Below are 24,525 nucleotides of genomic sequence, written 5' to 3'. Positions count from 1 at the left end.
GCCAGTGCCAGCCGGAATGGTTGAGCTCGATCGGGACGGCCGGGAAGTGAACCGGGTGCGGACACTGTTGAGGTCCCCGGAATGGCCGGCCGCGGAAACGCAGACGGTGAGCGTCAGCACACCCGCGGTTTTCGAGCCGGTTCCCGGGGCACTAGCCGTATCCTCGGCGCAGCGGTCGAGGGGAGAGGAACGAGTGGCCCAGAGAGAACGTACGGACGAACGCCGCGCGCGCTTCGAGCGTGACGCGCTGCCGTTCGTGGACCAGCTCTACGCCGCCGGCCTGCGGATGACCCGCAACCCGGCCGATGCGGAAGACCTGGTGCAGGAGACGTTCCTGAAGGCATATGCGGCATTCCACCAGTTCGAAGAGGGTACGAACCTCAAGGCCTGGCTGTACCGCATTCTGACCAACACATACATCAACTCGTACCGGAAGAAGCAGCGTCAGCCCGTGCAGGCGCCGACCGAGGAGATCACCGACTGGCAGCTGGCCTCCAGCGAGTCGCACAGTTCGGTCGGTCTGCGCTCGGCCGAGACCGAGGCGCTCGACCGCCTGCCGGACAGCGACATCAAGTCGGCGCTGCAGTCGCTGCCGGAAGATTTCCGGCTCGCCGTCTATCTCGCCGATGTCGAGGGGTTTTCTTACAAGGAGATCGCCGACATCATGGGTACGCCGATCGGCACGGTGATGTCCCGTTTGCACCGTGGCCGGCGCAGCCTGCGCAGGCTGTTGGAGAACTACGCCGCCGACCGGGGCATCACCCGGGCCGCGACGGAACCCCAGGAGGCGTGAGCGAGATGGGTGACGAGGAGAAGAAGGCCGACTGCGGCACGGTTCTCTCCGAGGTGTACCTCTACCTCGACCTGGAGTGCAGCGAGACGCGGCGTGCGCTGATCAAGCAGCACATCGACGACTGCACCGACTGCTTCCACGAGTACGACATCGAGTACGAGGTGAAGGCCCTGGTCGGCCGGTGCTGCGGGGACGAGACCGCCCCGGCCGAGTTGCGCGCCCGCCTCCGCGCCAAGCTGCTCGAGGTCTCGAAAGAATACTGAGTTCGGGAAACCATCGAGCCCGGTCCAAGCAAGAGGACCGGGCTCGATCTGTATCTAGCTGTTCGGGCGCTTGCCGTGGTTCGCGCTGCTCTTCTTACGAGCCTTCTTCTTGCGGGCCTTCTTCGCCATGACTGACTCCTCTCGACCCGACGATGGTAGTCGCCCCATCCGGTCAGATCATGATGGGATGGACCGGACACCACGGATGAAGGAGAGCCATGGCTGAGGAAGTCCGCGCCGAGATGGTGGCCAACGTGTGGAAGGTCGTGGCCGCCGCCGGTCAGACCGTGGCCGAGGGCGACACGCTGGTGATCCTCGAGTCGATGAAAATGGAGATCCCGGTCGTGGCCGAATCGGACGGCACGGTGTCTCAACTCGCTGTGAACGAGGGTGACGTGGTCCAGGAGGGCGACCTGATCGCCGTCATCGAGGGTTAGCTCAGGTCAGCGGGTGAGCCAGCGGAGGAGCTGGCGGCGGGACTTCTTGGGCTTGCGGGGGCGCTGACGCGGGATGCGGGGGCGGTTGCGCTCCTCCTCGGCCTTCGCCACCGCGGCGGCCATCTCGCGGGTCTCGTCGGCCAGGTCGGGCGTGGCCAGCGCCAGCTGCGCCACCGACCAGGCGATCGGCGGGCGGTTCTTGCGGGACGGGCCGGCCAGGCTCATCAGCCGGCCGGTGATCAGGCCGGTCACGTCGGTGCGGGCGGCCGGGTCGACCCAGGCGTACGCGACCAGCGCGAACATCGCCGCCTCGGTGATCGCGTCGGCGCCGCCCACGGCCAGCTCGACCAGTCGGCGGCGGCGCGACGAGCCCATCCACCCCTCGTCGGTGTCGTGGTGCAGCAGCCCGAGGCAGGCCCAGACGAGGGCCGCGCGGCGATCGTTCTCGGTGTTGCCGGGCGGGTCGGCCAGGAGGGCCAGCAGCTGCTCGGGCTCGACCAGGACCAGGCCCAGCGCGGCGTCGTAGGCGGCCGGCGGATGCGGCCAGGCCGGCCGGGCGACGCGCAGCAGCCGCTCGACCGCGGCCGCGGTGGGCGGCTCGCTCGACGGGGCGCGGCGGCGCGGGTCGTCGGTGCCGCGGGCGGCCTCCGGCACGCCGCCCAGCCAGGGCTGGTTGACGCAGCACTCGGCCAGGTCGGTGTGCTCGTGCGTGTCGTCGGGGTGCTCGGCGGCGAAATCGGCCAGGTCGACCAGGTGGCTGAGCCGGCCGTCGGCGCGGAACCGGAGCCGATGAGCGGTGTGCACGGCGCAGTCGAAGGACGGGTCCTTGGCCAGCGCACGCTCCACCCAGGCTAGGGCGTCGTCCATGCGACCGGCGTCGGCCAGCGTGGCGGCGATGTCCGCGTACACGGACAGATCCTCGGGGTCGTGGGTGACGGCCCGGCGCAGCGCCGCCAAGGCCTCCCCGACGCGGCCGGCGCTGCGATAGGCGTAGCCGAGCCAGATCTCGGCCAGCTTGGACGGCCGGGCCCGGGCCCCGCGCTGGGCCCAGTCGACGGCGGTCTCGGGCTCGCCGACCCGGCGGGCCAGGGCCGAACCGGCGCCGAGCAGCAGAGCGTGCTCGGGATGCGCGGCGATGGCGTGCCGGACCACTGTCAGATAGGGGCGCAGCACCGAGCGGGCGGCCTCGGCGTCGGGGTCGCCGATCGCGGTGCACAGCTGCATGACGTTGCGGGCGAGCAGTCCGGGCTCGACCTTGACACCGAGCGACGGGTCGGTGACCCAGGGGACGCCGGCCCAGTCGCGACCCGGCGTGTGCCCGCTCGCGGCGAACAGCAGCGGCAATCCGTCTTCGGGGCGGCCGGCCGCGGCCAGCAGATGGGCCCGGGCGACGACGGTGCCGACGAACGCGTTCTGCTCCAGCGGGAAGAGCTCGAGGGCGCCACCGGACCGGGCGGCCAGCCGGCTGAGCAGCTCATGGGTCTCGGGCAGGGTCGGCGCCTGCGCGATCGCCCCGGCCAGATGGTCCGCGGCATGGCGCATTTCACCGCGCTCGATCGCCGCCCGCGCCTGCGCCAGGTCGCGGTCGGCCGACTGCCGGGACTCCTCCATGCCCTCTCTCCGGAACTTTGTGCCAAGTCGTGCAAGTTGCGCGCGAGCGCGCCACGGTGCGAAGCCTAGGCGACGATCCTCGATATGTCAGTCCCTTGTCAGTGCGTGCAGCTGCGCGAAACGTTGCGATGAAGCCCTGTTCCGTGCAACATTGCGCATAGAGCAAGCAGATCTTGCGTTCTTCGGAACGCTCGGCGGTGGTGGGAGGACGTTGTGGCGGAACGTGGCGCGGGCATGGCCGCGGACATCGCGGAGCAGCCCGAGGGGTACGCCCGGCTGCTCGAGGGCGAGCACGCGGCGGCGATCGCCGAGGTCGCACGGCAGGTGGCCGAACGCCGGCCGCGGCAGGTCGTCTTCGTCGGCCGCGGGACATCCGACCACGCCGCGCTCTACGGCGCCTATCTGACCGAGATCCGGCTGGGAATTCCGGTCGGGCTCGCCTCGCCGAGCACCATCACGCTCTACGGGGCCCGGCCCGACCTCTCCGACGCGCTCGTGGTCGGGGTCAGCCAGAGCGGCGGCTCACCCGACCTGACCGGGGTGCTCAAGGTGGCACGGGAGACCGGCGCCCTGACCCTGGCGGTCACCAACAACCCCGGGTCGGTGCTGGCTACCACGGCCGAGCTGTCCCTCGACGTGAGCGCCGGGCACGAGCGGGCGGTCGCCGCCACCAAGACGTACACGGCCGAACTCCTCGCCCTGCTGCTGCTGGTCGAGGGCGTCCGCAACGGCGACGGCACGCTGCCGGCCGACGAACGCGAGGCCATCGGCGAACTGCCCGCGCTGGCCGAGCAGGTGCTGGCCGACCGCACCGTCGACGACCTGGCCCAGCGCTACCGGTTCGCCTCCCGGATGGTCACAACCGGTCGCGGGTACGCGTACCCGACCGCCCGCGAGACGGCGCTGAAGCTGATGGAGACGTCCTACCTGCCGGCGCTCGCCTTCTCCGGGGCCGACCTGCTGCACGGGCCGCTGGCGATGACCGACCCCGACGTGCCGGTGCTGGCCGTGGTCGGTGGCGGGCCGGGCGGGCAGGCGATGAGCGACGTGGTGAACCGGCTCGGCGAGCGACGCGCCGACGTGGTGACCATCGGGCCGGTCGACGTGACCGGCGCATCGGGGCGGCTGGCGGTGCCGCCGGTGGACGAGCGCTATGCGCCGCTGCTCGACATCCTGCCGCTGCAGCGCCTCGCGTTGTCCCTGGCCCTGGCCCGTGGCGGCGATCCTGACGCGCCTCGCGGCCTCAAGAAGGTCACCTCGACGCTGTAGCCCGTCCGCCGCCCCCCGCGTTGCTGCGGCGCGGGTGGTGGGTGGGGCGGCAGAGGTGGGACTTGGCCGAAACATGGACGTGGCAGGCTGGACGGGTGTCCACCCTGCGTGATCTGGCCGAGGAGCACACCGGCCTGGGCCCGGCCGACATCGATCAGCTGCACCGGCTGGCCGGCGATTGGCAGTTGCTGTCCGATCTGTCGTTCGCCGACCTTCTGCTCTGGGTGCCGGTGCGCGGCGACCACGGGCCCCGGTCGTTCCTCTGCGTGGCCCAGGTGCGGCCGGTCACCGCGCCGACCGCCTACCAGGACGACCAGGTCGGCAAGATCGTGGGCGGGCCGGAGGTCGCGCACCTGGACGTGGCGTTCTCGCAGGGGCGGATCTGGCGCGAGGGCGACCCGGTCTGGTATGGCGACACCCCGGCCCGGCACGAGGCCATCCCGGTGCGCCGGCACGAGGAGGTCGCGCCGGACGCGTACCCGGAAGTCATCGCGGTGATCGGGCGGGACACCAACCTGTCCACCGCGCGTACCCCGAGCCAATTGGAGCTCAACTACCTGACCACGGCCGACGACCTGGCCCAGATGGTGGCCGACGGCACGTTCCCGCCGCCGCGGGTGCCGGGCGAGACGACGTCGGCGCCGCGGGTCGGTGACGGGCTGATCCGGCTCGACGCCGCGGGCAAGGTCACCTACGCCAGCCCGAACGCTCAATCCGCGTACCGCCGCCTGGGTTTCAACGCGCACCTGGTCGGCGAGGAACTGGCGGTTCTGTTCAGCCGGGTGGCGGCCGACCCGCTGGAGGGCAACGACGCGTCCGAGCGGATCCTGGCCGCCCTGCGCGGGGAGTCGCCGCCCCGGCAGGAGGTGGAGGCGCGCGGCGCGACAGTGCTGATGCGGGCGCTGCCGCTGCTGCCGGCCGGCGTACCCATCGGGGCATTGGTCCTGGTCCGGGACGTGACCGAGGTGCGCCGGCGGGACCGCGCCCTGATGACCAAGGACGCCACCATCCGGGAGATCCACCATCGGGTGAAGAACAACCTGCAGACCGTGGCCGCCCTGCTGCGCCTGCAGGCCCGCCGGGTGGACGTGCCGGAGGCGAAGAACGCGCTGGAGGAGTCGGTCCGTCGGGTCGCGTCGATCGCCCTGGTCCACGAGACGCTGTCGATGTCCAGTGACGAGGCGGTCGAGTTCGACGGCATCGTCGACCGGGTGGCCACCGCGGCCATGGAGGTGGCGTCGACCGAGGTGTCGGTCAAGATGCGCCGGGAGGGCAACTTCGGTGTGCTGCCGGCCGAGATCGCCACCTCGCTGGTGATGGTGCTGAACGAGCTGCTGATCAACGCGGTCGAGCACGGCTTCAACGAGATGGGCGACGGGACGCCGCCGGAGACGGCCGAGGTGGTGGTCACCGCGCACCGGTTCCGCAAGCAGCTGCACGTGACAGTGGCCGACAACGGGCGGGGTCTGCCGGACGACTTCCGGGCCGACGCCGGCGGGCGGCTGGGTCTTCAGATCGTGCGGGCTCTGGCCACCGGAGAACTACGGGGAACGATCGAACTTCGTAACCGGGCCGGCGGTGGAACGGAAGCGGTGCTGGTGGTGCCGTTGGGTAAACGGTGAGTGATTGTGCCGCGACGCACACTCCCGCAATCTGGACTGCTCTGGCCGAGAATCGATCCTCGTGGCAGGCTAGCCCTCATGACCGCTGCAGTTGACCGCCGCTTCGTGGCTCGCCGCCACGTCGACTACGGCCGCGTCCGCAGCGCGATCTGTCCGGCTTCCTGACGCCCCGACCTTTCTCGTCGGGCGCGGATGACGCGCCGGCCTTCTCCTGACACTGATGTCACGAGCCTCCGCCTGAGAGTGGCCGTGCAGCGTTCCTCCGTGCCCACCCTTAGCAGGAGGAACGCCAAGCATGGCGATCGACAGCACCCCGGCACGACCCGCCGCCCGGCCGCGCAAGGCCCGGGGCGAGGGGCAGTGGGCGCTGGGTCACCGCGAGCCGTTGAACCCCAACGAGCGCAGCAAGAAGGACGACAACCCGCTGAACGTGCGGGCCCGCATCGAGAACATCTACGCCCACGGCGGTTTCGCCTCGATCGACCCGGCCGACCTGCGCGGCCGATTCCGCTGGTGGGGGCTCTACACCCAGCGCAAGGCCGGGATCGACGGCGGACGCACCGCCGTCCTGGAGCCCGAGGAGCTCGAGGACGAGTACTTCATGCTGCGGGTACGCATCGACGGCGGCGCCCTCAACCTGGAGCAGCTGCGGGTGATCGGCGGGATCGCCACCGAATTCGCCCGCGATTCGGCCGACATCACCGACCGCCAGAACATCCAGCTGCACTGGATCCGGGTCGAGGACGTGCCGGAGATCTGGCGCCGGCTCGAGGCGGTCGGGCTGGAGACCACCGAGGCCTGCGGTGACTGCCCCCGGGTGGTGCTGGGCAGCCCGGTCGCCGGTGTCTCGGCCGACGAGGTGCTGGACGGCACCCCGGCCATCGACGAGATCGTCAAGCGGTACGTCGGCGACCCTCGGTACTCGAACCTGCCGCGCAAGTTCAAGACGTCGATCGGCTGGCTGGCCGACACGCCGTACGAGTCGAACGACATCTCGCTGATCGGCGTGGAGCACCCGCAGCACGGTCCCGGCTTCGACGTGTGGGTCGGCGGTGGCCTGTCGACCAACCCGCGGCTGGCCGAGCGGCTCGGCGTGTGGGTGCCGCTGGAAGAGATCCCGGACGTCTGGGAGGGCGTGGTCGGGATCTTCCGCGACTACGGCTACCGGCGGCTGCGGCACCGCGCCCGGCTGAAGTTCCTGCTGGCCGACTGGGGTGTGGCCAAGTTCCGTGAGGTCCTGGAGAAGGAATACCTGGGCCGGGCGCTGATCGACGGACCGCCGCCGGAGCTGCCGGCCAAGCCGATCGACCACATCGGCGTGCACAAGCAGCGGGACGGGCTCAACTATGTCGGCGCGGCGCCGGTCGTCGGCCGCTCCTCGGGCGCGCAGCTGACCCGGCTGGCCGACCTGGTGCAGGCCGCGGGCTCGGAGCGGGTACGGCTCACTCCGTACCAGAAGCTCCTGGTCCTCGACGTGGCCGACGAGAACGTCGAGGGGCTGATCCGCGGGCTGCGCGACATCGGCCTGGAGGCGCGGCCCTCGTCGTGGCGGCGCGGCACCATGGCCTGCACCGGCATCGAGTACTGCAAGCTGGCCATCGTCGAGACCAAGGCGCGCGGCGAGGAGCTGGTCCAGCGGCTGGAGGAGCAGCTGGCCGACTTCGACGCCGACATCTCGATCCACATCAACGGCTGCCCCAACGCCTGCGCCCGAACCCAGGTCGCCGACATCGGCCTCAAGGGTCAGCTGGTCATGAACGCGCGGGGCGAGCAGGTCGAGGGCTTCCAGGTCCACCTCGGCGGCGGCCTCGGTATGGCGCAGGGTCAGACCGCCGGCTTCGGCCGCAAGGTGCGCGGCCTCAAGACAACCGCCGAGGAGCTTCCGGGGTACGTCGAACGGCTGGCCCGCCACTACCTGGCCGACCGTGACTCGGCCGACGAGTCGTTCGCCACCTGGGTCGTCCGCGCCGACGAGGGGTTGCTGGCATGAGCGACGCACGCTCCGCCCCGCTGTACTGCCCGTACTGCGGCGAAGAGGATCTGCGGCCCAACGAGGCGTCGCACGGTGCGTGGGAGTGCCACTCCTGCGCGCGAGTTTTCACGGTCAAGTTCAACGGGTTGCTATCTAAGGGTGTGAACCGATGACGGTCGTGACCGCCACCTCGCTCGGCCTGGTGTCCCTGGGGGCGCCGGCCGCGCCCTCGCTGGAGAAGCTGGCCGTGGACGCTGCGGCTCGCCTGGAGGGGGCGCCGGCCGAGGAGATCGCCAAGTGGGCCACCGACACCTTCGGCGCCCGCTTCTGTGTGACCAGCTCGATGGCCGACGCCGTGGTGGCGCACCTGTTCTCGCGGGTCGCGCCGGGCGTGGACGTGGTGTTCCTGGACACCGGCCTGCACTTCCCGGAGACGCTGAAGGTGCGCGACACGGTCGCCCGCACGATGAACGTGAACGTGCGGTCGATCCGCCCGAACATGACCGTCGGCCAGCAGGACGGTGAGTACGGGCCGCGGCTGTTCGCCCGCAACCCCGACGAGTGCTGCTTCATGCGCAAGGTGGAGCCGCTGGAGCGGGCCCTGACCGACTACGACGCGTGGGCCACCGGGCTGCGCCGCGACGAGTCGCCGACCCGGGCCAACACGCCGGTCGTGGTGTTCGACGCGAAGAAGGGCAAGGTCAAGGTCAATCCGATCGCCGCCTGGACCCAGGCCGACGTCGACCAGTACATCGCGCGCTGGAACGTGCCGGTCAACGAGCTCTTCAAGAAGGGGTACGGGTCGATCGGCTGCTGGCCGTGCACCCGCCGCACGAAGGCCGGCGAGGACCCGCGGGCCGGCCGCTGGGCGATGTTCGAGAAGACCGAATGCGGACTCCACGTCTAGGGCGCCCGCCTTCGAGTTCGCTCGGTCCCACGCCGGACCGTGCGGCGAGTTCGCTCGGCGCGACGCCCGCCCGTGCGGCGAGTTCGAGAGTGGGCGTGGTCCTGGTCGCGCACGGGTCCCGGGATCCACGCGCGGCCGCTGCCACCTCCGCCCTCGCCACGGCCGTCGCTGAGGCGCATCCGGAGTGGGAGGTGCATGCCTCCTACCTGGACCACGCCGGGCCGCGGCCGCTGGACGTGCTGCGCTGGTTGTCGGTCTCGGGCTGCCGCCGCGCGGTCGTGGTGCCACTGCTGCTGACCGCGGCGTACCACGGCAAGGTGGACATTCCCGCCGTGGTGCGGGAGGCTTCGTCGCTGGATCTGGACATCACGCTCGCCGACGTGCTGGGCACGGTGTCCGAATTGCTCGTTGATGGTCTGGTCCGGCGGTTGCCGACGACGGAACTGGACGCGGTAGTGCTGGCGGCGGCGGGAACACGTGACGCCGCCGCCCGCACGACCGTCGCCGCGGCGGCCGAGGCCCTGGGCGCCCGGCTCGGCCTGCCGTGCACGGTGGCGTACGCCTCGGCCGCACCGCCGACCGCCGACGTCGCGGTGGCCTCCCTGCCGGGGCGGGTCGGGGTCGCGGCCTACTTCCTCGCGCCCGGTCGGCTCTACGACAAGGCGGTCGAGGCGGCCCGGGCGGCCGGTGCGGTGGCCGTGGCGCCGCCCCTGGAGGACGCACCCGAACTGGTGACGCTGGTCGGCCTGAAGGTCGCCGGTGCGCTGAATCAAGGGTTGGTGGCGGCTTAGCCACCGGGCGGCACGTCGCGAGCATCCGGACGTGGTGCCGCCGCCTGATCCAGGCCGAGTTCTCCAGACCGAGGCCCGGTCGGCCAGGGGTCGATGTGGGACAACAGATCGGTGCGCTCTCAGTAGCGGAGCGTGTCGATGCGGAAACCGGTCCTCTCGGCGACTTCTCCGGGCGCGTCGGTCATGCTTTCAACTTCTTCTCAGGATCCACTGCGGACGGTGCGCAACTCGAAACTAAACGCGTTGGCGAGCATTTTCGAGATCATTTCGCGAACCTATAAGTGATCGATATTCTCCGCAGTCGTGCTGTCACACTCAGCACCGGTCCCTAAACAGCAAGACGCCCCGAACCGATCGGCTCGGGGCGCAAATGCTGTGAAGTTGGGGAATCAGGCGGTGGGAGCGCCGACCCGAAGGCCACCGCGACGCTTCACTGCGCGCCGCTCGTCCTCGCTCATACCGCCCCAAACGCCGGCGTCCTGACCGGACTCGAGGGCCCAAGCAAGGCAAGCCTCGGTCACGGTGCACCGCCGGCAGACGGCCTTGGCCTGCTCGACCTGCAGGAGCGCGGGGCCAGACGTCCCGATCGGGAAGAACAGCTCCGGGTCCTCGTCGCGGCAGATCGCATGGTGACGCCAGTCCATGGCGGCAACACTCCTTGTTTCGGATGGGTGGAAAACAATGCGGTTCGGTCTTACTCAAATGCGTACGCGTTTGGCGACCCGACGGACTGCATCCGTCCCATCACCCATGCGTTAGCAAGCTTTGGTTCGGCTACCGTTGCTGCGCTTCTGGATTAGGAACGCGCGCGAGCGGCCACCGGTTACTTCTTATCGCTTGTGAATGCTTTCACGAACTCTCGCGATGTCAAGGGTAGCGCCGGAAGTTTCTCCGGCCGGGTGAGCTGAGCCACAACCCCTATGTCCGGTTCTGCGAATTTTCCGCAGGACCGGATGACCACCGCCTCCATCAATGTAGTACGGTCCGGGCCCCAAAGCCGAGTGTTCGACCGAATTTCTGTAACGGATCGTGATGATCGGCCGATCTCGTTACCGGCTGGTACCCCGAACTCAGCAGATCACACGCAGAGCTTCGGGGACGGACACGAAGTGCACCTTCTGGCGCTCGCCCAGGTAGTCGCCGTCCAGCTGGAACGGCTGGGGCCGGGCGGAGAGCACAGTGAACTGGTCCTGGTCGTGCAGCTTGAGCACCTGTTTGCCGTGCGGGTCACCCTTACGAGAGGCCATCTGCGTCACTGTCCGTATGGTGCTAGGGACATAGAGCTGCCGAACCGCGAGCGCGTCAAGCCCCCGGTCGAAGGACGCGTCCGGGTTGGGGTTGATCGGACGGTCGCCGAGGTAGGTCCACGGTGCGGTGTTCTGAACGATGACCATGCTCAGTTCGGACTGCGTCTGCTCGCCCGGGCGCTCCAGGGACAACGGCGGCGCGGTGCGGTCCTCACCACTGAGGAACTGCGCGACCATCGAGCGGATGTAGAGCCCGTGCGTCGACGTGCGGCCGCGGCGGCGGGCCTGCTCGACCCGCCGGACCACGGCGGCGTCCAGCCCGATGCCGGCGCAGAAGGTGAAATAGCGGTCGTCGGCCTTGCCCAGACCGATCACCCGGTGCCGGCCGTCGCGCAGGCCGTCGAGGATCACGCTGGTGCCGTCGGCCCAATCGTGCGGCAGGCCCAGGGCGCGGGCGAAGACATTGGTCGAGCCGCCCGGCACCACGCCGAGCGCGGGCAGCCGGTAACAGGACGCCGCGTCCGGGTCGCCCAGCGCCGGTGCGGCCGTCATCAGCCCGTTGACCGCCTCGTTGACCGTGCCGTCGCCGCCCAGGGTGACCACCACGTCGACGCCGCTCTCGGCGGCCGCGCGGGCCAGCGCGGCGGCGTGGCCCCGGCGCAGCGTGTACTCCACCTGGAGGTCGACCGCGCTGCGCAGGGCCCGCACCAGAACGTCGCGGCTGCGCTCACTGGTCGTGGTGGCTTTGGGGTTAACCACCAGTAACGCTCGCATGCGCGGCACTGTACATCGCGAACGCCTACGGAGCTGTCGGTATGGTGCTCCGGTGACCGGTGCGGAATCCGACAATCCCGGGACGTTGACCTGGACCATCCGGCTGCTCTATGTGCAGGCGGCCGGGCTCGCCGTGCTCACCGCGTACCTCATCGTGCGGCTCTTGACGACCGATGGCGTGCACCTGGGTGTGGCGATCTCACTCATCGTGCTCGCCGCTCTGGGGTCCGCGGCGATCGTCGCGGTGGCCCGTGCGCTGGGCCGACGTACGCAGGGCGCGCGTGGTCCGGCCATCGTGGTGCAACTCTTCGTGATCGCATCGGGCGGCTTCCTGGTGCAGACCGGTCCGGCCTGGGCCGGCTGGCTGCTGATCGTCTGGGGCGTCCTGATCGGCGCGCTGGTCATCATGCCCGCCACCACGCGCGCGCTCGGCGTCGACTGATCCGGGCGGCTTCCCGACTTGGCCTGCGTTAAACCCATCCGAACTGCTGGTTTCGTCCTACCCTGAGCCTGTGACCGGATCTACGGTGCGCCCGCCCGCTTACCAGGTGCTGGCGGACGAGCTGCGTGACGAGATCACGTCGGGCCGCCTGCAGCCCGGCGAACGGCTCCCCCCGGAGCCGGAGTTGTGCGTGCGCAGCGGCGTCAGTCGCAGCACCGTCCGTGAGGCGCTGCGCCTGCTGGCCAGCCAGCACCTGATCGTGACCACCCGCGGGGTGACCGGCGGCAGTTTCGTCGCGCACCCGGACGCGGCCCAGATCTCCGAATCGCTCAGCACCGGGCTGACGCTGCTCAGCAACGCCGCCGAGATCGGCCTGGCCGACCTGCTGGAGTTGCGCCGCGCGCTGGAGGTGCCGGCCGCCGGGCTGGCCGCCGCCCGCCGCACCGACCAGCATTTGTGCGAGATCCGGTCCGCCCTCTTCGACCCCGACCTGGACGAACCGCCGGTGATGGTGCGGGCGCACGCCGAATTTCACGCGGCCGTCGCCAAGGCCACCGCCAACCCGCTCTTCGAACTGGTCACCCGGCCGCTCTACCAGGTCACCTTCGGCAGCGAGCTGATCGAGACGGCACCGGCCAACTATTGGCAGCGGATCGACGCCGACCATCGGGAGCTGCTCGGCCTGATCGAGGCGCGCGACATGGAGGGAGCCACCGGCGCGGCGCGGCGGCACCTGGACTTCGTCGCCTCGCTTTGAAAGCCTAGTTCTCGGTACGCCGGGTGAGCAGCCGGATCGTCGCCGTCTGCCCGTTCGTCTCGGCCTCGGCCGACGTGGTCAGGGCGGTCAGCACCTTCCACGCGAAGGACGACTCGGACGGCAGCCGCGCACCGCGGACCGTGCTCACCGCCACCTCGACCGTCAACGCGTCGTCGGTGACCGCGAACCGGCACTCCAGCTCGGCGCCGCGGGTGGCAATGGCCAGCAGCATGGCGCAGGCCTCGTCCACCGCGATGCGGAGGTCCTCGATCTCGTCCAGGGCGAAATGCAGGCGCGCGGCCAGACCGGCCGTCGCCGTCCGGAGCACCCCGAGATAGCCCCCGTCGGCCGGCACCGTCAGCAGAACGACGTCGTCCCCGATCGTCGGCTCCTGATGCGCCTGAGTCGCTTGCGTCACCGTACCCATCCTCCCGATGGACGAGACTCTAGCCGCTGAACGGCCGATGCGGGGAGGCCCACACAGGTGGGCGCGCCCCACCGGGAGGCGCGCCCACCTTTGGTGACTCTTCGTCCGATTCCGGACTCAGGCCTGCTTGGTCTCCCAGAAGATCTTGGAAATCTCCTCGATCTTGGCGAGCAGCTGGTCGGCCACGGCCGGGTCCAGCGAGCCCTTCACGCCCGAGGCGCCGGCCAGCTTGGTGGCCTCGTTGAAGAGCTGGTTGAGGTTCGGGTACTTCTCGAAGTGCGGCGCCTTGAAGTAGTCGGTCCAGAGGACCCACAGGTGGTGCTTGACCAGCTCGGCGCGCTGCTCCTTGATGAAGATGGCCCGGGTCCGGAACTCCGGGTCGGTGTTGGCCTGGTACTTCTCGGCGATCGCCTTGACCGACTCGGCCTCGATCCGGGCCTGGGCCGGGTCATAGACGCCGCACGGCAGGTCGCAGTGGGCACTGACCACGGTGCGAGGCATGAGGAAACGCGGAAGTCGCATCAGGACCCCTCCATTGGAATTTGCGATGATCCGTGGACGACACTACCCCTTACCGAACGGGCGTAACGCCATGCGACCGCGACTCTTCGCCGCCCTCGTGCGCGGCCCCTCGATGACGCCTGTCCTGCACGACGGCGACGCTCTGCTGGTGTGGCGCGGCGGTCGCATAAACGCTGGTGATGTGGTCGTTGCCACGTTTCGTGCACGTCCTGGACTGCTGGTCGTCAAGCGGGCCGTGCGCGAACAGGACGGCGGCTGGTGGGTAAGGGGCGACAACGAATTCGTGACCGATGACTCACGGGCGTACGGAGTGGCAGATGTCATCGGGAGGGTTTTGTGGCGTTACTGGCCGCGACCGCGACGTCTCCGATAGGGTCCTCTGCATTCGGGTGACCCCCGCATCGCATGCCGCCGCCGCGCAGACTCGCGCCGCCGACCGGCTGCCTTCTTCCACAGATGCCTTTTCTGGGAGTCACCGTGTCTTACTTCAGTTTCGAGCTCGACCCCGCCCTGGCCGCCGATCCCGTCTTCGACCTGCACCAGCACGGCAAGATGGAGATCGCCGCGACCGTCCCGCTGGCCAGCCGTGACGACCTGTCGCTGGCCTACACGCCCGGCGTCGCGCGGGTGTGCGAGGCGATCGCCGCCGACCCCGCCCTGGCCGCCGACTACACCTGGACCGGCAACACCGTCGCGGTCGTTACCGACGGCTCGGCCGTGCTCGGCCTCGGCAACATCGGCCCGCGCGCCGCGATGCCCGTCATGGAAGGCAAAGCGGTGCTGTTCAAGCAGTTCGGCGGCGTCGACGCGGTGCCGGTCTGCCTGGACACCCAGAACGTCGACGAGCTGATCGCCATCGTCAAGGCGATGGCACCGTCGTTCGGCGGCATCAACCTCGAGGACATCAGCGCTCCCCGCTGCTTCGAGATCGAGCGGCGGCTGGACGCCGAGCTGGACATCCCGGTCTTCCACGACGACCAGCACGGCACCGCGGTGGTGGTGCTGGCCGCGCTGCGCAACGCCACCAAGCTGCTCGAGCGGCGCTTCGGCGACCTGCGCGTGGTGATCAGCGGGGCCGGCGCGGCGGGCGTCGCGATCGCCAAGGTGCTGGTCGCGGCCGGAGTGCCTGGGGCCAACATGATCGTCTGCGACTCGCGCGGCATCGTGCACGCGGAGCGTACCGACCTCAACCCGGCCAAGGCCCAGCTAGCCGCCCTGACCAACTTCTCCGGCCGCTCCGGCGGCATCGCCGAAGCCCTGATCGGCGCCGACGTCCTGATCGGCGTGTCCGGCGGCACGATCGAGGAGGACGCCCTGGCCGGCATGGCCCCCGGAGCGATCATCTTCGGCCTGGCCAACCCCACGCCCGAGGTGATGCCGCAGATCGCCCACCGGTACGCCGCGGTCGTCGCCACCGGGCGCAGCGACTTCCCCAACCAGATCAACAACGTGCTCGCCTTCCCCGGCATCTTCCGCGGCGCGCTGGACGCCCGGGCGACCACCGTCACCGAGGGCATGAAGGTGGCCGCGGCCGAGGCCATCGCCGAGGTCGTCGCCGACGACCTGCGGGCCGACGCGATCGTGCCGTCGCCGCTCGACCCGCGGGTGGCGCCGGCGGTGGCGGCCGCGGTGGCCGCGGCGGCCGAGCGGGACGGCGTGGCCCGGCGGTTGTCCACAGGCACTCCGGCCGTCGCGGCCCAACCGGTCTAAGTTCAAGGGCATGCGAGCTGCGTACGCCACGAAGGCGAATTCCGAGGACCCGCTGTCCGCGCTGACGGTCGGCGACCTGCCCGAGGCCACGCCACCCGACGGCTGGGTGACCGTCGACGTGCGGGCCAGCTCGCTCAACCACCACGACATCTGGTCGCTCCGCGGCGTCGGCCTGCCCGCCGACCGCCTCCCGATGGTCCTGGGCTGCGACGCCGCAGGGGTCGACCCGGCCGGCAACGAGGTCATCGTCTACTCCGTGGTCCCCGACGACGGCGACCCGCGCGGCCTGTCGCTGCTGTCCGAGCGCTACCCCGGCGCACTGGCCGAGCGGGTCTCGGTGCCCGCGGCCAACCTCATCCCGAAACCGGCCGGCCTGACCTTCGCCGAGGCGGCCTGCCTGCCGACCGCGTGGCTCACCGCGTGGAACATGCTGACCACCCGCGGCCGGGTCGCCGAGGCCGACGCGGTGCTGGTGCAGGGGGCCGGCGGCGGGGTGGCGACCGCCGCGGTGGTGCTCGCGGTGGCGATGGGCAAGCGGGTCTACGCGACCAGCCGCGAGGAATGGAAACGTGAGCGGGTGACCGCGCTCGGCGCCACGGCGGTCGAGCCCGGTGCCCGGCTGCCCGAGCGGGTCGACGTGGTGATCGAGTCGGTCGGCGCACCGACGTTCGACCACTCGATGAAAAGCTCCAAGCCCGAGGCGCGCATCGTGGTCTGCGGGGCGACCGGCGGCCACCAGGCCACAGTCGACCTGCGCCGGGTCTTCGCCATGCGCCTCGAGATCCTGGGCGCGACCATGGGGACGGCCGACGAGCTGCGGTCGCTGGTCGGCTTCCTGGCCGAGCGGGAGGTGCGACCGATCATCGACTCGACATTCGCGTTCGCCGAGGTGGCGGAGGCCTTCGAGCATCTGCACTCGGGCACGGTGTTCGGCAAGGTGGTCCTCGACCACTCGCGCTGACGCGGCTTCGGCTTCCGGGGTCAGGGGCTCAGAGGTCGTCGGTCAGGGTGGCGAGGCCGCCCCTGGTGGCGTCCTTCTTCAGGCGCTTGCGAGCGGACGCGTCGCCATAGAGGGCGTAACGCAGGAAGTCGGTGGTCGTGGCGATCACCGGTGCGAAGTCCTTGGTCAGCGCCACGTGGCCGCCCTCGGTCACGGTGAGCAGGGCTTTTGGCCAGCGTACGGCGTCGAATGTGGCCTTGCCGTCGGCGTAGGGCACGGTCTTGTCGAGCTTGCCGTGTACGAACAGCATCGGGGCCGGCGCGCCCTGGAACGGGACCGGCAGCACCTGGCGGCCGGAAAGGACCACGCCGGCGGTGAGGCGCTTGTCGCGGGTGCCGCTGAAGAGGCCGACCGTCGTGATGCCGCCCGCGGAGTGCCCGGCCGCGGCGATGCGGCTCGGGTCGATCAGGCCGTCGTGCTCTCGGCCATAGGCGAGCATCCGGGTGATCACCTCGCTGACATCGGCCGGCTGATTGATCACGTCGAGTGGGTCGTAGTCCTCGGCCCGGTACTTCGTGTGGGGGAACTTGGGCGCGGCGACGACGAAGCCGGCCCGCGCCCACGCCTCGAGGATCGTCGCGTAGGCCTCGGGCTCGGAGGTCAGGCCGTGGCTGAAGACGATGAGAGGGAACGGCTTCGGGCCGGCGGTGGGATACCAGACGGTGGTCGGCAGGGGGCGGTCCTGGCCGCGCTGGAGGTCGAGCTCGCGGCTGGCGATGGGCAGGTCGTCGGCGGGGGCGGCTCGCGTGGCCAGGCCGGAGGACCCGGCCGGCGCCCGAGAGGACCCTGGCGGTGTGGCGAGGGACGTGGGCGCTGAGGCGGAGGACGCGGGTGCTCCGGCGGCGGGTGCCGAGGGGTTCGGGGCGGGTGTGGCGGTGGGTGAGCAGCCCGCGGTCAGGGTCAGAACCAGGGTCAAGATCAGTGGGGTACGCCTCGGCACGCGGCCAATTGTGCCTGCCCGCGACCGCTGGCCGCCGTAGTCCGGCCGCGCTGAGCTTCTGTGACGGCCGCGCCGGCGTTGGAGTGCGGGCGGCGCCGCGGTCAGGCGGCGGGTCGGGAGTGGGCGGCGGTGCGGTGGCGGGTCGGGAGTGGGCGGCGGTGCGGTGGCGGGTCGGGAGTGGGCGGCGGTGCGGTGGCGGGGCGGGAGTGGGCGGCGGTGAGGCGGCGGGGCGGGAGTGGGCGGCGGTGAGGCGGCGGGGCGGGAGTGGGGCGGGCGGTCAGGCGGCGGGGCGGGAGTGGGCGGCGGTCAGGCGGCGTTCGACGCGTTCGACGGCGGCGCGTAGGAGAGGGGAACGCTTGGTGTGGGCGGCCGCGTTGGGGGAGTGGGGGCCGTGGCGTTCGAGCATGTCGGCCAGGCGCTGGTCGAAGTTCATGAACCTGCCGTTCGGGCCCACGGTCTGGTCGGCGTAGGTCAGGGCGTCGCTGACCGGGGAGACCTCGTGCGGGAAACGGGCCAGCTCGGCGGCCAGGCCGCGGACCTCGGCGACGCAGAAGGCGGCGGAATGGTGCCCGACCAGGCCGGCGATGCGGTCGGACCAGCCGGTGGCGGCCAGGTGGCGGGCGCCGTCGAGTGGGTGGAAGCCGGAATCGCGCAGCTCGGGCGCGTACCCGATGTCGTGCAACCAGGCCGCGGCCTCCAGCACCTCGCTCTCGGCGGGGTCGACCGTCGCGCCGGCGTGTTCCGCGCGGCGGGCCACGCCGATCGTGTGCCGCCAGCGCTCGGGGAGGCCGGCCAGCAGGATCTGGGCGACGTCGCGAGCCTTGTGAACCAGTCGCGTCGGGCCGTGGGTGGCGCTCATGCCTAGGATGATGCCGCGTTCGTGGTAAACGCGGAATGTCCACCGAGTGTCTGACGGAGAAAAGCGGTCACTGTCCGGTCCATGGCGGTATAACCGGGCTCGCCGGGGTGCATGAACGCGGCGTGGGTCGCCCCGGGCAGCACCACGAACTTCTTCGGCCACGGCGCCTGGGCGTACGCCGCCCGCCCGTCCGCGATGGGAATGACCTTGTCGTTGTCGGCGTGCACGAACAGCAGCCGGGCCGGCGCCCCGCCGAACTTTCCGGGCGCCATCCAGCCGGCGATCACCACGCCGGCGACCAGGCGCCGGTCGTGGCCGGCACGGAACAGCCCGGTGGTGGTGAAGCCGCCCGCCGAGTGGCCGACCGCGGCGACGCGTGTCGTGTCGATGTGGCCGTACAGCGGATCTCCGGGGTCGGCGGCCACGGCGATCAGCTTGCGTAGCAGGTAGGCGGCGTCGGCGGGCTGGTTGACCATGTCCCTGCGGCGGTACGGGTCGGCGCTGTGGTTCGTGTATGGATAGGCCGGCAGCGCCACCACGAAGCCGGCCGCGGCCCAGCTTGCCGCCGCGGCCGAGTAGCCCTCGGGCGAGCCGTGCAGGCCGTGGCTGAACAGCACGAGGGGGTAGCTGCCGGTGCGCGGCGGGGCGGCCCGCCGGATGGGGACGGCGGCCGGTGCCGGTGCCGGGCCCGGGTTGTCGGCGGTGGTCGCGGCGGGGAAGAGCAGCAGCGTACGCAAGGGTCGATCGGCGCCGCGGGACCAGGCGACCTGCCGCGACCCGACCGGAAACCGGGCCGGCTCGACCGGTGGCGAAGCCGACGGCGACGGCGACGCCGGAGGGGGTGGGGGAGGAGGGGGCGACGCGCACGACGCCAGCCCCAGGACTGCGCAGAGTGCAGCGGCGATCACTTTCCGTCCCATGAGTAGACCGTAGGCTCGACACGCCCACGAAAGAGGGAAAATGCCCATCACCGAGTACGCCGTGACGACAGATGCGCAGCTTCGCTAGGGTGTCGCGCATGTCTGACGTTGATCCCAGTGGTAACACCGAGGCGTTCCGCGCCTTCACGAACACGCCGGCGGAGTCCGAGCCGGCCGCGAGCAAGCTCCCGCTGATCGTCGGCGGCATCGTGGTGGCCGTCATTGTGGTCGCTTTGGTCCTGTGGCTGGCCCTCTGACCGTTATGTTTACTTGATCTACTGGGTGACAGCTGCCACAGTGGGCGCGTCGCCCGCCGTCACCGGCCGCAATGAGGTCAAGTGCTCTTACGTAACCTGCTCCCCCTGCTCGAGAACGTCTCCCGCGTCGTGGACGCGTCCCCGGGTAAGGAAGATCTGCGCCGGCATCTGATGGTGCCGGACGACCTGCCCTTCTCGGCCGATATCGCCGACGCCGCACCGGACGCCCTGCTGCTCTGCATGCTGGGCCCGCAGGACGGCACCCACACCCCGCCCGCCGAACTGGGCTCGATGCTGAGCGCGGTGCCGGCCGGTGTGACGGTGCTGATCATCGCCGGCTGGCCGGCCGAGACGTTCCCCGCCGACCTGGTGCTGGGCACGCTGGCCGACGCGCGGTGCCAGCTGACCGACGCCGTCCCGCTCACCGCCACCGGCCGGTACGGGATGCACGTCGCCCTGCTCGCCGATCGGGTCGAACGGGTCCAGCCCCGCCGGTCGCAGCTGTCCACGGTCCCGGAGCCCGGGCCGGCCGCCCTTCCCGACGCGGCCCTGCCGATGCTGCTGTGGCTGGTCAACCAGCCGGTGCTGGGTGAGATGGTGGTCAACCCGCTGCGCCGGCAGGCCGAGGTGCTGACCGACCGGGTCGCCCAGCTGACCGCCGACCTGGCCGAGGCGCGCAAGGAGCTGGCCGGGACCGAGGCCGAGGCCGGCAAGACGGCGAAGGACCTGGCCCGGGCCAAGGAGAAGGTGACCACACTGCAGACGTCGCTGTCGTTCCGGCTGGGCCGCACACTGATCGACGGCGCCCGCCATCCGGGTCGCGGCGTGGTCGACGTGCCGAGGACGATGGCGAGCATGTGGCGGGACCGCCGCGCCCGGGTCAGCGCCGTTCCCGAGCCCCGGCCCGAGCCGGTCGCGGCTCCGGTCCAACCGGCCGAGCGCACGGTGCCGATCCCGGTGCCCGGCTCGCCGGGACGGGTCGTGACGCTGACCGCCCCGGCCGAGCTGCTGGTGCCGCGCAAGCTGGCCGAGGACGGGCTGGCCGGCTACGAGTCGTCCGCCCTGCCGTGTTTCCTGGCGGCGATCCGGGGCGCACGGCCGGGTGCGGTGTTCGACATCGGCGCCAACGTCGGCCTCTACGGCGCGGTGGCCGCGTCCGCTTCCGATCGGGAGGTGGTGGCCTTCGAGCCGTTCCCGGCGCTGGCCGAGGTGGCCGAACGGCTCGCCGCCGACAACGACCTGCGGATCCGGGTCGAGCGGATCGCGTTGAGCGATCACAGCGGCACGGCCACCTTCTACCTGTCGGACACGTCGGACAGCTCCAACTCGCTGGCCGCCGGGTTCCGGAAGTCGTCCCGGCAGATCGACGTCGCGGTCGAGACGCTGGACGGGTACGTGCGGCGGACCGGCGTCGTCCCGGCCGTACTCAAGATCGACACCGAGAGCACCGAGCCGGATGTGCTCCTCGGCGCCGCCGAGACCCTGCACGCGCATCGGCCCTGGGTGCTGTGCGAGGTGCTGCGCGGCCGGGGTGAGGACCGGCTGATGGAGGTCATGGCCCCGCACGGCTACCGCTGGTACCACATCACCGACGAGGTGCCGTACAGCGAGGCGCAGGCCATCGCCGGTGATTCCACCTACCGTGACCTGATGTGGCTGTTCGCGCCGGAGCCGCCGGACGAGTCGTTCTGGTCGGCGGTGAACGCGGAACGGGCGTCCATCGAGGCGGCTTGAGCCAGGGCGGACTGGGCCTGGGTGGCGATCTCGCGCTCCTCGTCGGTGGCAACCACGCAGATCGCGGTACGCGACGAGTCGGTCGAGATGACCGCCGCCCGGCCGTCGTCCCGGCCGGGGTCGCGGGTTTCACCGGGCTCGAGGTCGCGGATGCCCGGGTCGACGTCGCGGGTATGGGCCGGGTCGGGGTCGCGGGTGTGGCCCGGGTCGAGGTTGCGGGCGTCGTCGAGGTCGAGTCCGAGCGTGGTCAGGCCACTGACCGCGGCGGCGCGGACAGCCGGGCTGTTCTCGCCGACGCCGCCGGTGAAGGTCACCGCGTCGACCCGGCCGAGGACGGCCGCGTAGGCGCCCACGTACTCGCGGATCCGCCGGGCGTAGGTGGCGAAGGCCAGGGTGGCGGCCTCGTCTCCCTCGTCGCGGCGGCGCTCGATCGCGCGCATGTCGTTGTCGCCGGTGAGGCCGAGCATCCCGGCGCCGCGGGTCAGTGACCGTTCGATCTCGTCCAGCGGCAGGCCGGCCACCCGGTGCAGATGGAATACGACAGTGGGGTCGATGTCGCCGCTGCGCGTACCCATCACCAGGCCGCCCTGCGGCGACATGCCCATCGACGTGGCGACGCTGCGGCCGGCCTCGACGGCACAGGCGCTGGCGCCGTTCCCGAGGTGCAGGGTGATGACGTTGACCTGGTCGGGACGCTTCCCGAGCAGGCCGGCGGTACGCCGCGACACGTACGCGTGGGAGGTGCCGTGGAACCCGTACCGCCGAATCTGCCATCGCGCGGCCAGCGTCGCGTCGATCGCCCAGGTCACGCCCTCCGGCGGGATCGTCGCGTGGAACGCGGTGTCGAAGACCGCGACCTGCGGTACGCCGGGCAGCAGCTTGCGCGCCACGGCGATCCCGGCCAGCGCCGGCGGGTTGTGCAGCGGCGCGAGCGGCACCAGGCGTTCGATCGTGGCGATCACGTCGTCGTCCAGCACGGTGGCGGCGGAGAACTCCGGCCCGCCGTGCACGACCCGGTGCCCGACCGCGGTCAGACCGTCCAGATCCAGCTCGGACATGATCCGCCGCAGCGCCGACTCGTGGTCGGGCGCGTCGCCGCCGTCCTCACCGACCCGCTCGACCAGGCCCTTGGCGACAGTGGCGAAGGACGACGAGAACAGCCGGTACTTGACCGACGACGAGCCGGTGTTCAGCACGAGGATCATGACGCTGCCTGGATCGCGGTGATGGCCACGGTGTTGATGATGTCCTTCACTGTCGCGCCGCGCGAGAGGTCGTTGACCGGCCGGCGCAGGCCCTGCATGACCGGGCCGACCGCGACGGCGTTGGCCGACCGCTGCACCGCCTTGTAGGTGTTGTTGCCGGTGTTCAGGTCGGGGAAGACGAACACGGTCGCCTGCCCGGCCACGGCGCTGCCGGGCAGCTTGGTCGCCGCCACCGCGGGGTCGATGGCCGCGTCGTACTGGATCGGGCCCTCCACCGGCAGGTCGGGCCGACGTTTCCGCACCAGCTCGGTCGCCGCCGCGACCTTCTCCACGTCGGCGCCCGCGCCCGAGCTGCCGGTCGAGTAGGACAGCATCGCCACCCGGGGCTCGATGCCGAACGCGGCCGCCGTCCGGGCCGAGGAGAGGGCGATGTCGGCCAGCTGGGCGGCGTCCGGGTCGGGGTTGACCGCGCAGTCGCCGTAGACCAGCACCCGGTCGGCCAGCAGCATGAAGAACACACTGGAGGCCACCGTCACGTCGGGCACGGTCTTGATGATCTCGAAGGCGGGCCGGATCGTCGCGGCGGTGGTGTGGGTGGCCCCGGACACCATTCCGTCGGCCAGCCCGGCGGCCACCATCATCGTCCCGAAGTAGTTCACGTCCCGCACCACGTCGTAGGCCAGATCGAGCGTGACCGCCCTGTGTTTGCGCAGTTCGGCGTACCGGGCGGCGAAGTCGTCCCGCCACTCGGCGGTCGCCGGGTCGACCAGCCGGGCCGCCCCGATCTCCACCCCCAGCTCGCGGGCCCGCCGGGTGATCTCGTCGGGATGACCGAGCAGGGTCAGGTCGGCCACCCCGCGGCGCAGCAGGCTCTCGGCGGCGCGCAGGATCCGTTCCTCGGTGCCTTCGGGCAGCACCAGGTGGCGGCGGTCGGCGCGGGCCCGGTCGATCAGGTCGTTCTCGAACATCAGCGGCGTCACCCGGGCCGACCGGGACACCTCCAGCAGGTCGGCCAGCGCGACCGTGTCCACGTGCCGCTCGAAGGCGCCGAGCGCGGCGTCGATCTTGCGCGGGGTGGTCACGCTCAGCCGCGCCTCGATCCGGCCGGCCGCGGCGATCGTGTGGTAGCTGTCGGTCGGCGCGACCAGCATGGCCAGCCCGGTGTTGAGCCGCTCGATCACCCGGACGGCCCGCGGGTCGGGGCGCTCGCCGATGGTCAGGACCAGGCCGGACAGCGTGACGACGCCGGCCGCGTGCGCCGCGCTGACCGCCACCAGCACGTCGGCCCGGTCGCCGGGGGTGATCACCAGCGCGCCGTCGACCAGATGGTCGAGCACGGCCGGCACGTGCGCGCCGCCGACCACGTAGTCGAGCACGTCCCGGTCCATCGCGCTGTCGCCGCCGCTGACCACTGTCGCGTCGAGCGCGGCGGCCACCTCGGCCACGGTCGGCGCGGCCACGGCCGGCACCTCGGGCACGGCCCACACCGGGACCGGCAGGCCGTCCGGCGCCGGCCCGTCGCCGGTGACGCGGTTGGCGATCACGGCGATGACCGTCGCGCTCAGATCGGCCAGCGAGTGGTACGCGCTCCGCGCCGCCGCCGCCAGCGCCTCGGCCGACCGGTGCTCGCCGCTGATCACCGGCACCACCACGCTGCCGAACTCGGTGGCCAGCCGCGCGTTGAAGGCCAGCTCCCGGGGCAGTTCGTCGCGCCCGTCGTCGTGCTGCCCGTCGGTGAAGTCGCTGCCGATCACCACCACCGTGGCACACCGCCGTTCGACCTCGCGGTAACGCTCGACGATCCGGCTGATCAGTTCTTCCCGCCGGCCGTCGGCGACCAGCGCGGCCGCCTCGGCGTACGTGACGCCGTAGGCCTCCGCGTACGGTGCGACCAGCGGATAGCGTTCGGTCAGGAGGGTGAGCAGCGGATCGTCGGCGCCGGCGACCAGCGGCCGGAAGACGCCGATCCGGGCCACCTGCCGGGACAGCAACTCGACCAGCCCGAGGGCGACAGTGCCCTTGCCGACGCCGGGTCCGAGCCCGGCCACGTACACGCTTCGCGCCAC

Annotated in this window: 26 protein-coding genes; 15 read left to right on the top strand and 11 right to left on the bottom strand. The window is 71.2% G+C overall.

Annotation, left to right across the window (positions count from 1 at the left end):
- Window positions 1–4 precede the first annotated feature (4 nt).
- Both ACGFIO_RS01820 and rsrA read left to right on the top strand, forming a co-directional pair.
- Window positions 5–793, top strand: a complete 789-nt coding sequence (locus ACGFIO_RS01820) for a sigma-70 family RNA polymerase sigma factor (RefSeq protein WP_392820728.1) — start codon at window positions 5–7, stop codon at window positions 791–793.
- 5 nt (window positions 794–798) lie between these two features.
- Complete coding sequence (rsrA, locus tag ACGFIO_RS01815; RefSeq protein WP_392822531.1) at window positions 799–1,056, top strand: mycothiol system anti-sigma-R factor; 258 nt, start codon at window positions 799–801, stop codon at window positions 1,054–1,056.
- Between the two features lie 54 nt (window positions 1,057–1,110).
- Here the strand turns inward: rsrA and ACGFIO_RS01810 are convergent, their stop codons facing one another.
- On the bottom strand, window positions 1,111–1,185 hold the full coding sequence (locus tag ACGFIO_RS01810; protein ID WP_369752275.1) for a 50S ribosomal protein bL37: 75 nt from the start codon (window positions 1,183–1,185) through the stop codon (window positions 1,111–1,113).
- 89 nt (window positions 1,186–1,274) lie between these two features.
- Here ACGFIO_RS01810 and ACGFIO_RS01805 point away from each other — a divergent pair, with 89 nt between their 5' ends.
- Window positions 1,275–1,493, top strand: a complete 219-nt coding sequence (locus ACGFIO_RS01805) for a biotin/lipoyl-binding carrier protein (RefSeq protein ID WP_392820725.1) — start codon at window positions 1,275–1,277, stop codon at window positions 1,491–1,493.
- Window positions 1,494–1,499: 6 nt separating this feature from the next.
- Here the strand turns inward: ACGFIO_RS01805 and ACGFIO_RS01800 are convergent, their stop codons facing one another.
- Window positions 1,500–3,104: a tetratricopeptide repeat protein gene (locus tag ACGFIO_RS01800; RefSeq protein WP_392820722.1), complete on the bottom strand. Its 1,605-nt coding sequence runs from the start codon at window positions 3,102–3,104 to the stop codon at window positions 1,500–1,502.
- A 234-nt stretch (window positions 3,105–3,338) separates the two neighbouring features.
- On the opposite strand from ACGFIO_RS01800, the gene ACGFIO_RS01795 reads away from it, so the two are divergent.
- From ACGFIO_RS01795 to ACGFIO_RS01775, 5 genes are all read left to right on the top strand, one after another.
- Window positions 3,339–4,373 carry an SIS domain-containing protein gene (locus ACGFIO_RS01795; protein WP_392820720.1) on the top strand — a complete coding sequence of 345 codons (1,035 nt, stop codon included), beginning with the start codon at window positions 3,339–3,341 and terminating at the stop codon, window positions 4,371–4,373.
- A 95-nt stretch (window positions 4,374–4,468) separates the two neighbouring features.
- A complete protein-coding gene (locus ACGFIO_RS01790; RefSeq protein ID WP_392820718.1) occupies window positions 4,469–5,995 on the top strand; it encodes a sensor histidine kinase in 1,527 nt (508 codons plus the stop codon).
- Window positions 5,996–6,290: 295 nt separating this feature from the next.
- On the top strand, window positions 6,291–7,985 hold the full coding sequence (locus ACGFIO_RS01785; RefSeq protein ID WP_392820715.1) for a nitrite/sulfite reductase: 1,695 nt from the start codon (window positions 6,291–6,293) through the stop codon (window positions 7,983–7,985).
- Between the two features lie 151 nt (window positions 7,986–8,136).
- A complete protein-coding gene (locus ACGFIO_RS01780; protein ID WP_392820713.1) occupies window positions 8,137–8,874 on the top strand; it encodes a phosphoadenylyl-sulfate reductase in 738 nt (245 codons plus the stop codon).
- Window positions 8,875–8,969: 95 nt separating this feature from the next.
- On the top strand, window positions 8,970–9,665 hold the full coding sequence (locus ACGFIO_RS01775; protein ID WP_392822529.1) for a sirohydrochlorin chelatase: 696 nt from the start codon (window positions 8,970–8,972) through the stop codon (window positions 9,663–9,665).
- Window positions 9,666–10,054: 389 nt separating this feature from the next.
- On the opposite strand, the gene ACGFIO_RS01770 is transcribed toward ACGFIO_RS01775, so the two are convergent.
- Both ACGFIO_RS01770 and ACGFIO_RS01765 read right to left on the bottom strand, forming a co-directional pair.
- Complete coding sequence (locus tag ACGFIO_RS01770) at window positions 10,055–10,309, bottom strand: WhiB family transcriptional regulator (RefSeq protein WP_364314545.1); 255 nt, start codon at window positions 10,307–10,309, stop codon at window positions 10,055–10,057.
- 426 nt (window positions 10,310–10,735) lie between these two features.
- Window positions 10,736–11,686 (bottom strand): diacylglycerol/lipid kinase family protein, encoded by a 951-nt coding sequence (locus ACGFIO_RS01765; RefSeq protein ID WP_392820710.1) that lies wholly within the window; start codon window positions 11,684–11,686, stop codon window positions 10,736–10,738.
- A 52-nt stretch (window positions 11,687–11,738) separates the two neighbouring features.
- Here ACGFIO_RS01765 and ACGFIO_RS01760 point away from each other — a divergent pair, with 52 nt between their 5' ends.
- Both ACGFIO_RS01760 and ACGFIO_RS01755 read left to right on the top strand, forming a co-directional pair.
- Window positions 11,739–12,128, top strand: coding sequence for a hypothetical protein (locus tag ACGFIO_RS01760; protein WP_392820708.1), 390 nt, complete (start codon window positions 11,739–11,741; stop codon window positions 12,126–12,128).
- 70 nt (window positions 12,129–12,198) lie between these two features.
- A complete protein-coding gene (locus tag ACGFIO_RS01755) occupies window positions 12,199–12,885 on the top strand; it encodes a FadR/GntR family transcriptional regulator (protein WP_392820705.1) in 687 nt (228 codons plus the stop codon).
- Window positions 12,886–12,889: 4 nt separating this feature from the next.
- On the opposite strand, the gene ACGFIO_RS01750 is transcribed toward ACGFIO_RS01755, so the two are convergent.
- Both ACGFIO_RS01750 and sodN read right to left on the bottom strand, forming a co-directional pair.
- Window positions 12,890–13,303 carry an ATP-binding protein gene (locus ACGFIO_RS01750; protein ID WP_364314556.1) on the bottom strand — a complete coding sequence of 138 codons (414 nt, stop codon included), beginning with the start codon at window positions 13,301–13,303 and terminating at the stop codon, window positions 12,890–12,892.
- A 126-nt stretch (window positions 13,304–13,429) separates the two neighbouring features.
- Window positions 13,430–13,834, bottom strand: coding sequence for a superoxide dismutase, Ni (gene sodN / locus ACGFIO_RS01745; RefSeq protein WP_392820702.1), 405 nt, complete (start codon window positions 13,832–13,834; stop codon window positions 13,430–13,432).
- A 25-nt stretch (window positions 13,835–13,859) separates the two neighbouring features.
- Between sodN and ACGFIO_RS01740 the strand changes: the two genes are divergently transcribed.
- The 3 genes from ACGFIO_RS01740 to ACGFIO_RS01730 all read left to right on the top strand — a co-directional run bounded on the left by ACGFIO_RS01740 (window position 13,860) and on the right by ACGFIO_RS01730 (window position 16,505).
- Window positions 13,860–14,207, top strand: coding sequence for a S26 family signal peptidase (locus ACGFIO_RS01740; RefSeq protein WP_392822526.1), 348 nt, complete (start codon window positions 13,860–13,862; stop codon window positions 14,205–14,207).
- Between the two features lie 83 nt (window positions 14,208–14,290).
- Complete coding sequence (locus ACGFIO_RS01735) at window positions 14,291–15,544, top strand: NADP-dependent malic enzyme (protein ID WP_392820701.1); 1,254 nt, start codon at window positions 14,291–14,293, stop codon at window positions 15,542–15,544.
- Between the two features lie 10 nt (window positions 15,545–15,554).
- Window positions 15,555–16,505 carry a zinc-binding dehydrogenase gene (locus tag ACGFIO_RS01730; RefSeq protein ID WP_392820699.1) on the top strand — a complete coding sequence of 317 codons (951 nt, stop codon included), beginning with the start codon at window positions 15,555–15,557 and terminating at the stop codon, window positions 16,503–16,505.
- Between the two features lie 28 nt (window positions 16,506–16,533).
- Here the strand turns inward: ACGFIO_RS01730 and ACGFIO_RS01725 are convergent, their stop codons facing one another.
- From ACGFIO_RS01725 to ACGFIO_RS01715, 3 genes are all read right to left on the bottom strand, one after another.
- On the bottom strand, window positions 16,534–17,484 hold the full coding sequence (locus tag ACGFIO_RS01725) for an alpha/beta hydrolase family protein (RefSeq protein WP_392820695.1): 951 nt from the start codon (window positions 17,482–17,484) through the stop codon (window positions 16,534–16,536).
- A gap of 277 nt (window positions 17,485–17,761) precedes the next feature.
- Complete coding sequence (locus tag ACGFIO_RS01720; RefSeq protein ID WP_392820694.1) at window positions 17,762–18,343, bottom strand: HD domain-containing protein; 582 nt, start codon at window positions 18,341–18,343, stop codon at window positions 17,762–17,764.
- Between the two features lie 2 nt (window positions 18,344–18,345).
- Window positions 18,346–19,263 carry an alpha/beta hydrolase family protein gene (locus ACGFIO_RS01715; RefSeq protein WP_392820692.1) on the bottom strand — a complete coding sequence of 306 codons (918 nt, stop codon included), beginning with the start codon at window positions 19,261–19,263 and terminating at the stop codon, window positions 18,346–18,348.
- 98 nt (window positions 19,264–19,361) lie between these two features.
- Between ACGFIO_RS01715 and ACGFIO_RS01710 the strand changes: the two genes are divergently transcribed.
- Both ACGFIO_RS01710 and ACGFIO_RS01705 read left to right on the top strand, forming a co-directional pair.
- A complete protein-coding gene (locus ACGFIO_RS01710; RefSeq protein WP_392820690.1) occupies window positions 19,362–19,520 on the top strand; it encodes a hypothetical protein in 159 nt (52 codons plus the stop codon).
- An 81-nt stretch (window positions 19,521–19,601) separates the two neighbouring features.
- Window positions 19,602–21,254 (top strand): FkbM family methyltransferase, encoded by a 1,653-nt coding sequence (locus ACGFIO_RS01705; RefSeq protein ID WP_392820687.1) that lies wholly within the window; start codon window positions 19,602–19,604, stop codon window positions 21,252–21,254.
- Here ACGFIO_RS01705 and ACGFIO_RS01700 read toward each other — a convergent pair.
- Window positions 21,158–22,459, bottom strand: a complete 1,302-nt coding sequence (locus ACGFIO_RS01700) for an acetate/propionate family kinase (protein ID WP_392820684.1) — start codon at window positions 22,457–22,459, stop codon at window positions 21,158–21,160. The genes ACGFIO_RS01705 and ACGFIO_RS01700 overlap by 97 nt on opposite strands.
- On the bottom strand, window positions 22,456–24,525 hold the full coding sequence (pta, locus tag ACGFIO_RS01695) for a phosphate acetyltransferase (protein ID WP_392820681.1): 2,070 nt from the start codon (window positions 24,523–24,525) through the stop codon (window positions 22,456–22,458). The genes ACGFIO_RS01700 and pta overlap by 4 nt, the downstream gene beginning before the upstream one ends.

Origin of the sequence: Actinoplanes sp. NPDC049265, from assembly GCF_043197135.1 — a bacterium.
Lineage (GTDB): Bacteria > Actinomycetota > Actinomycetes > Mycobacteriales > Micromonosporaceae > Actinoplanes.
The sequence above is the reverse complement of the archived record's forward strand: the minus strand, read 5'-3'. Positions and strand labels throughout refer to the sequence as shown.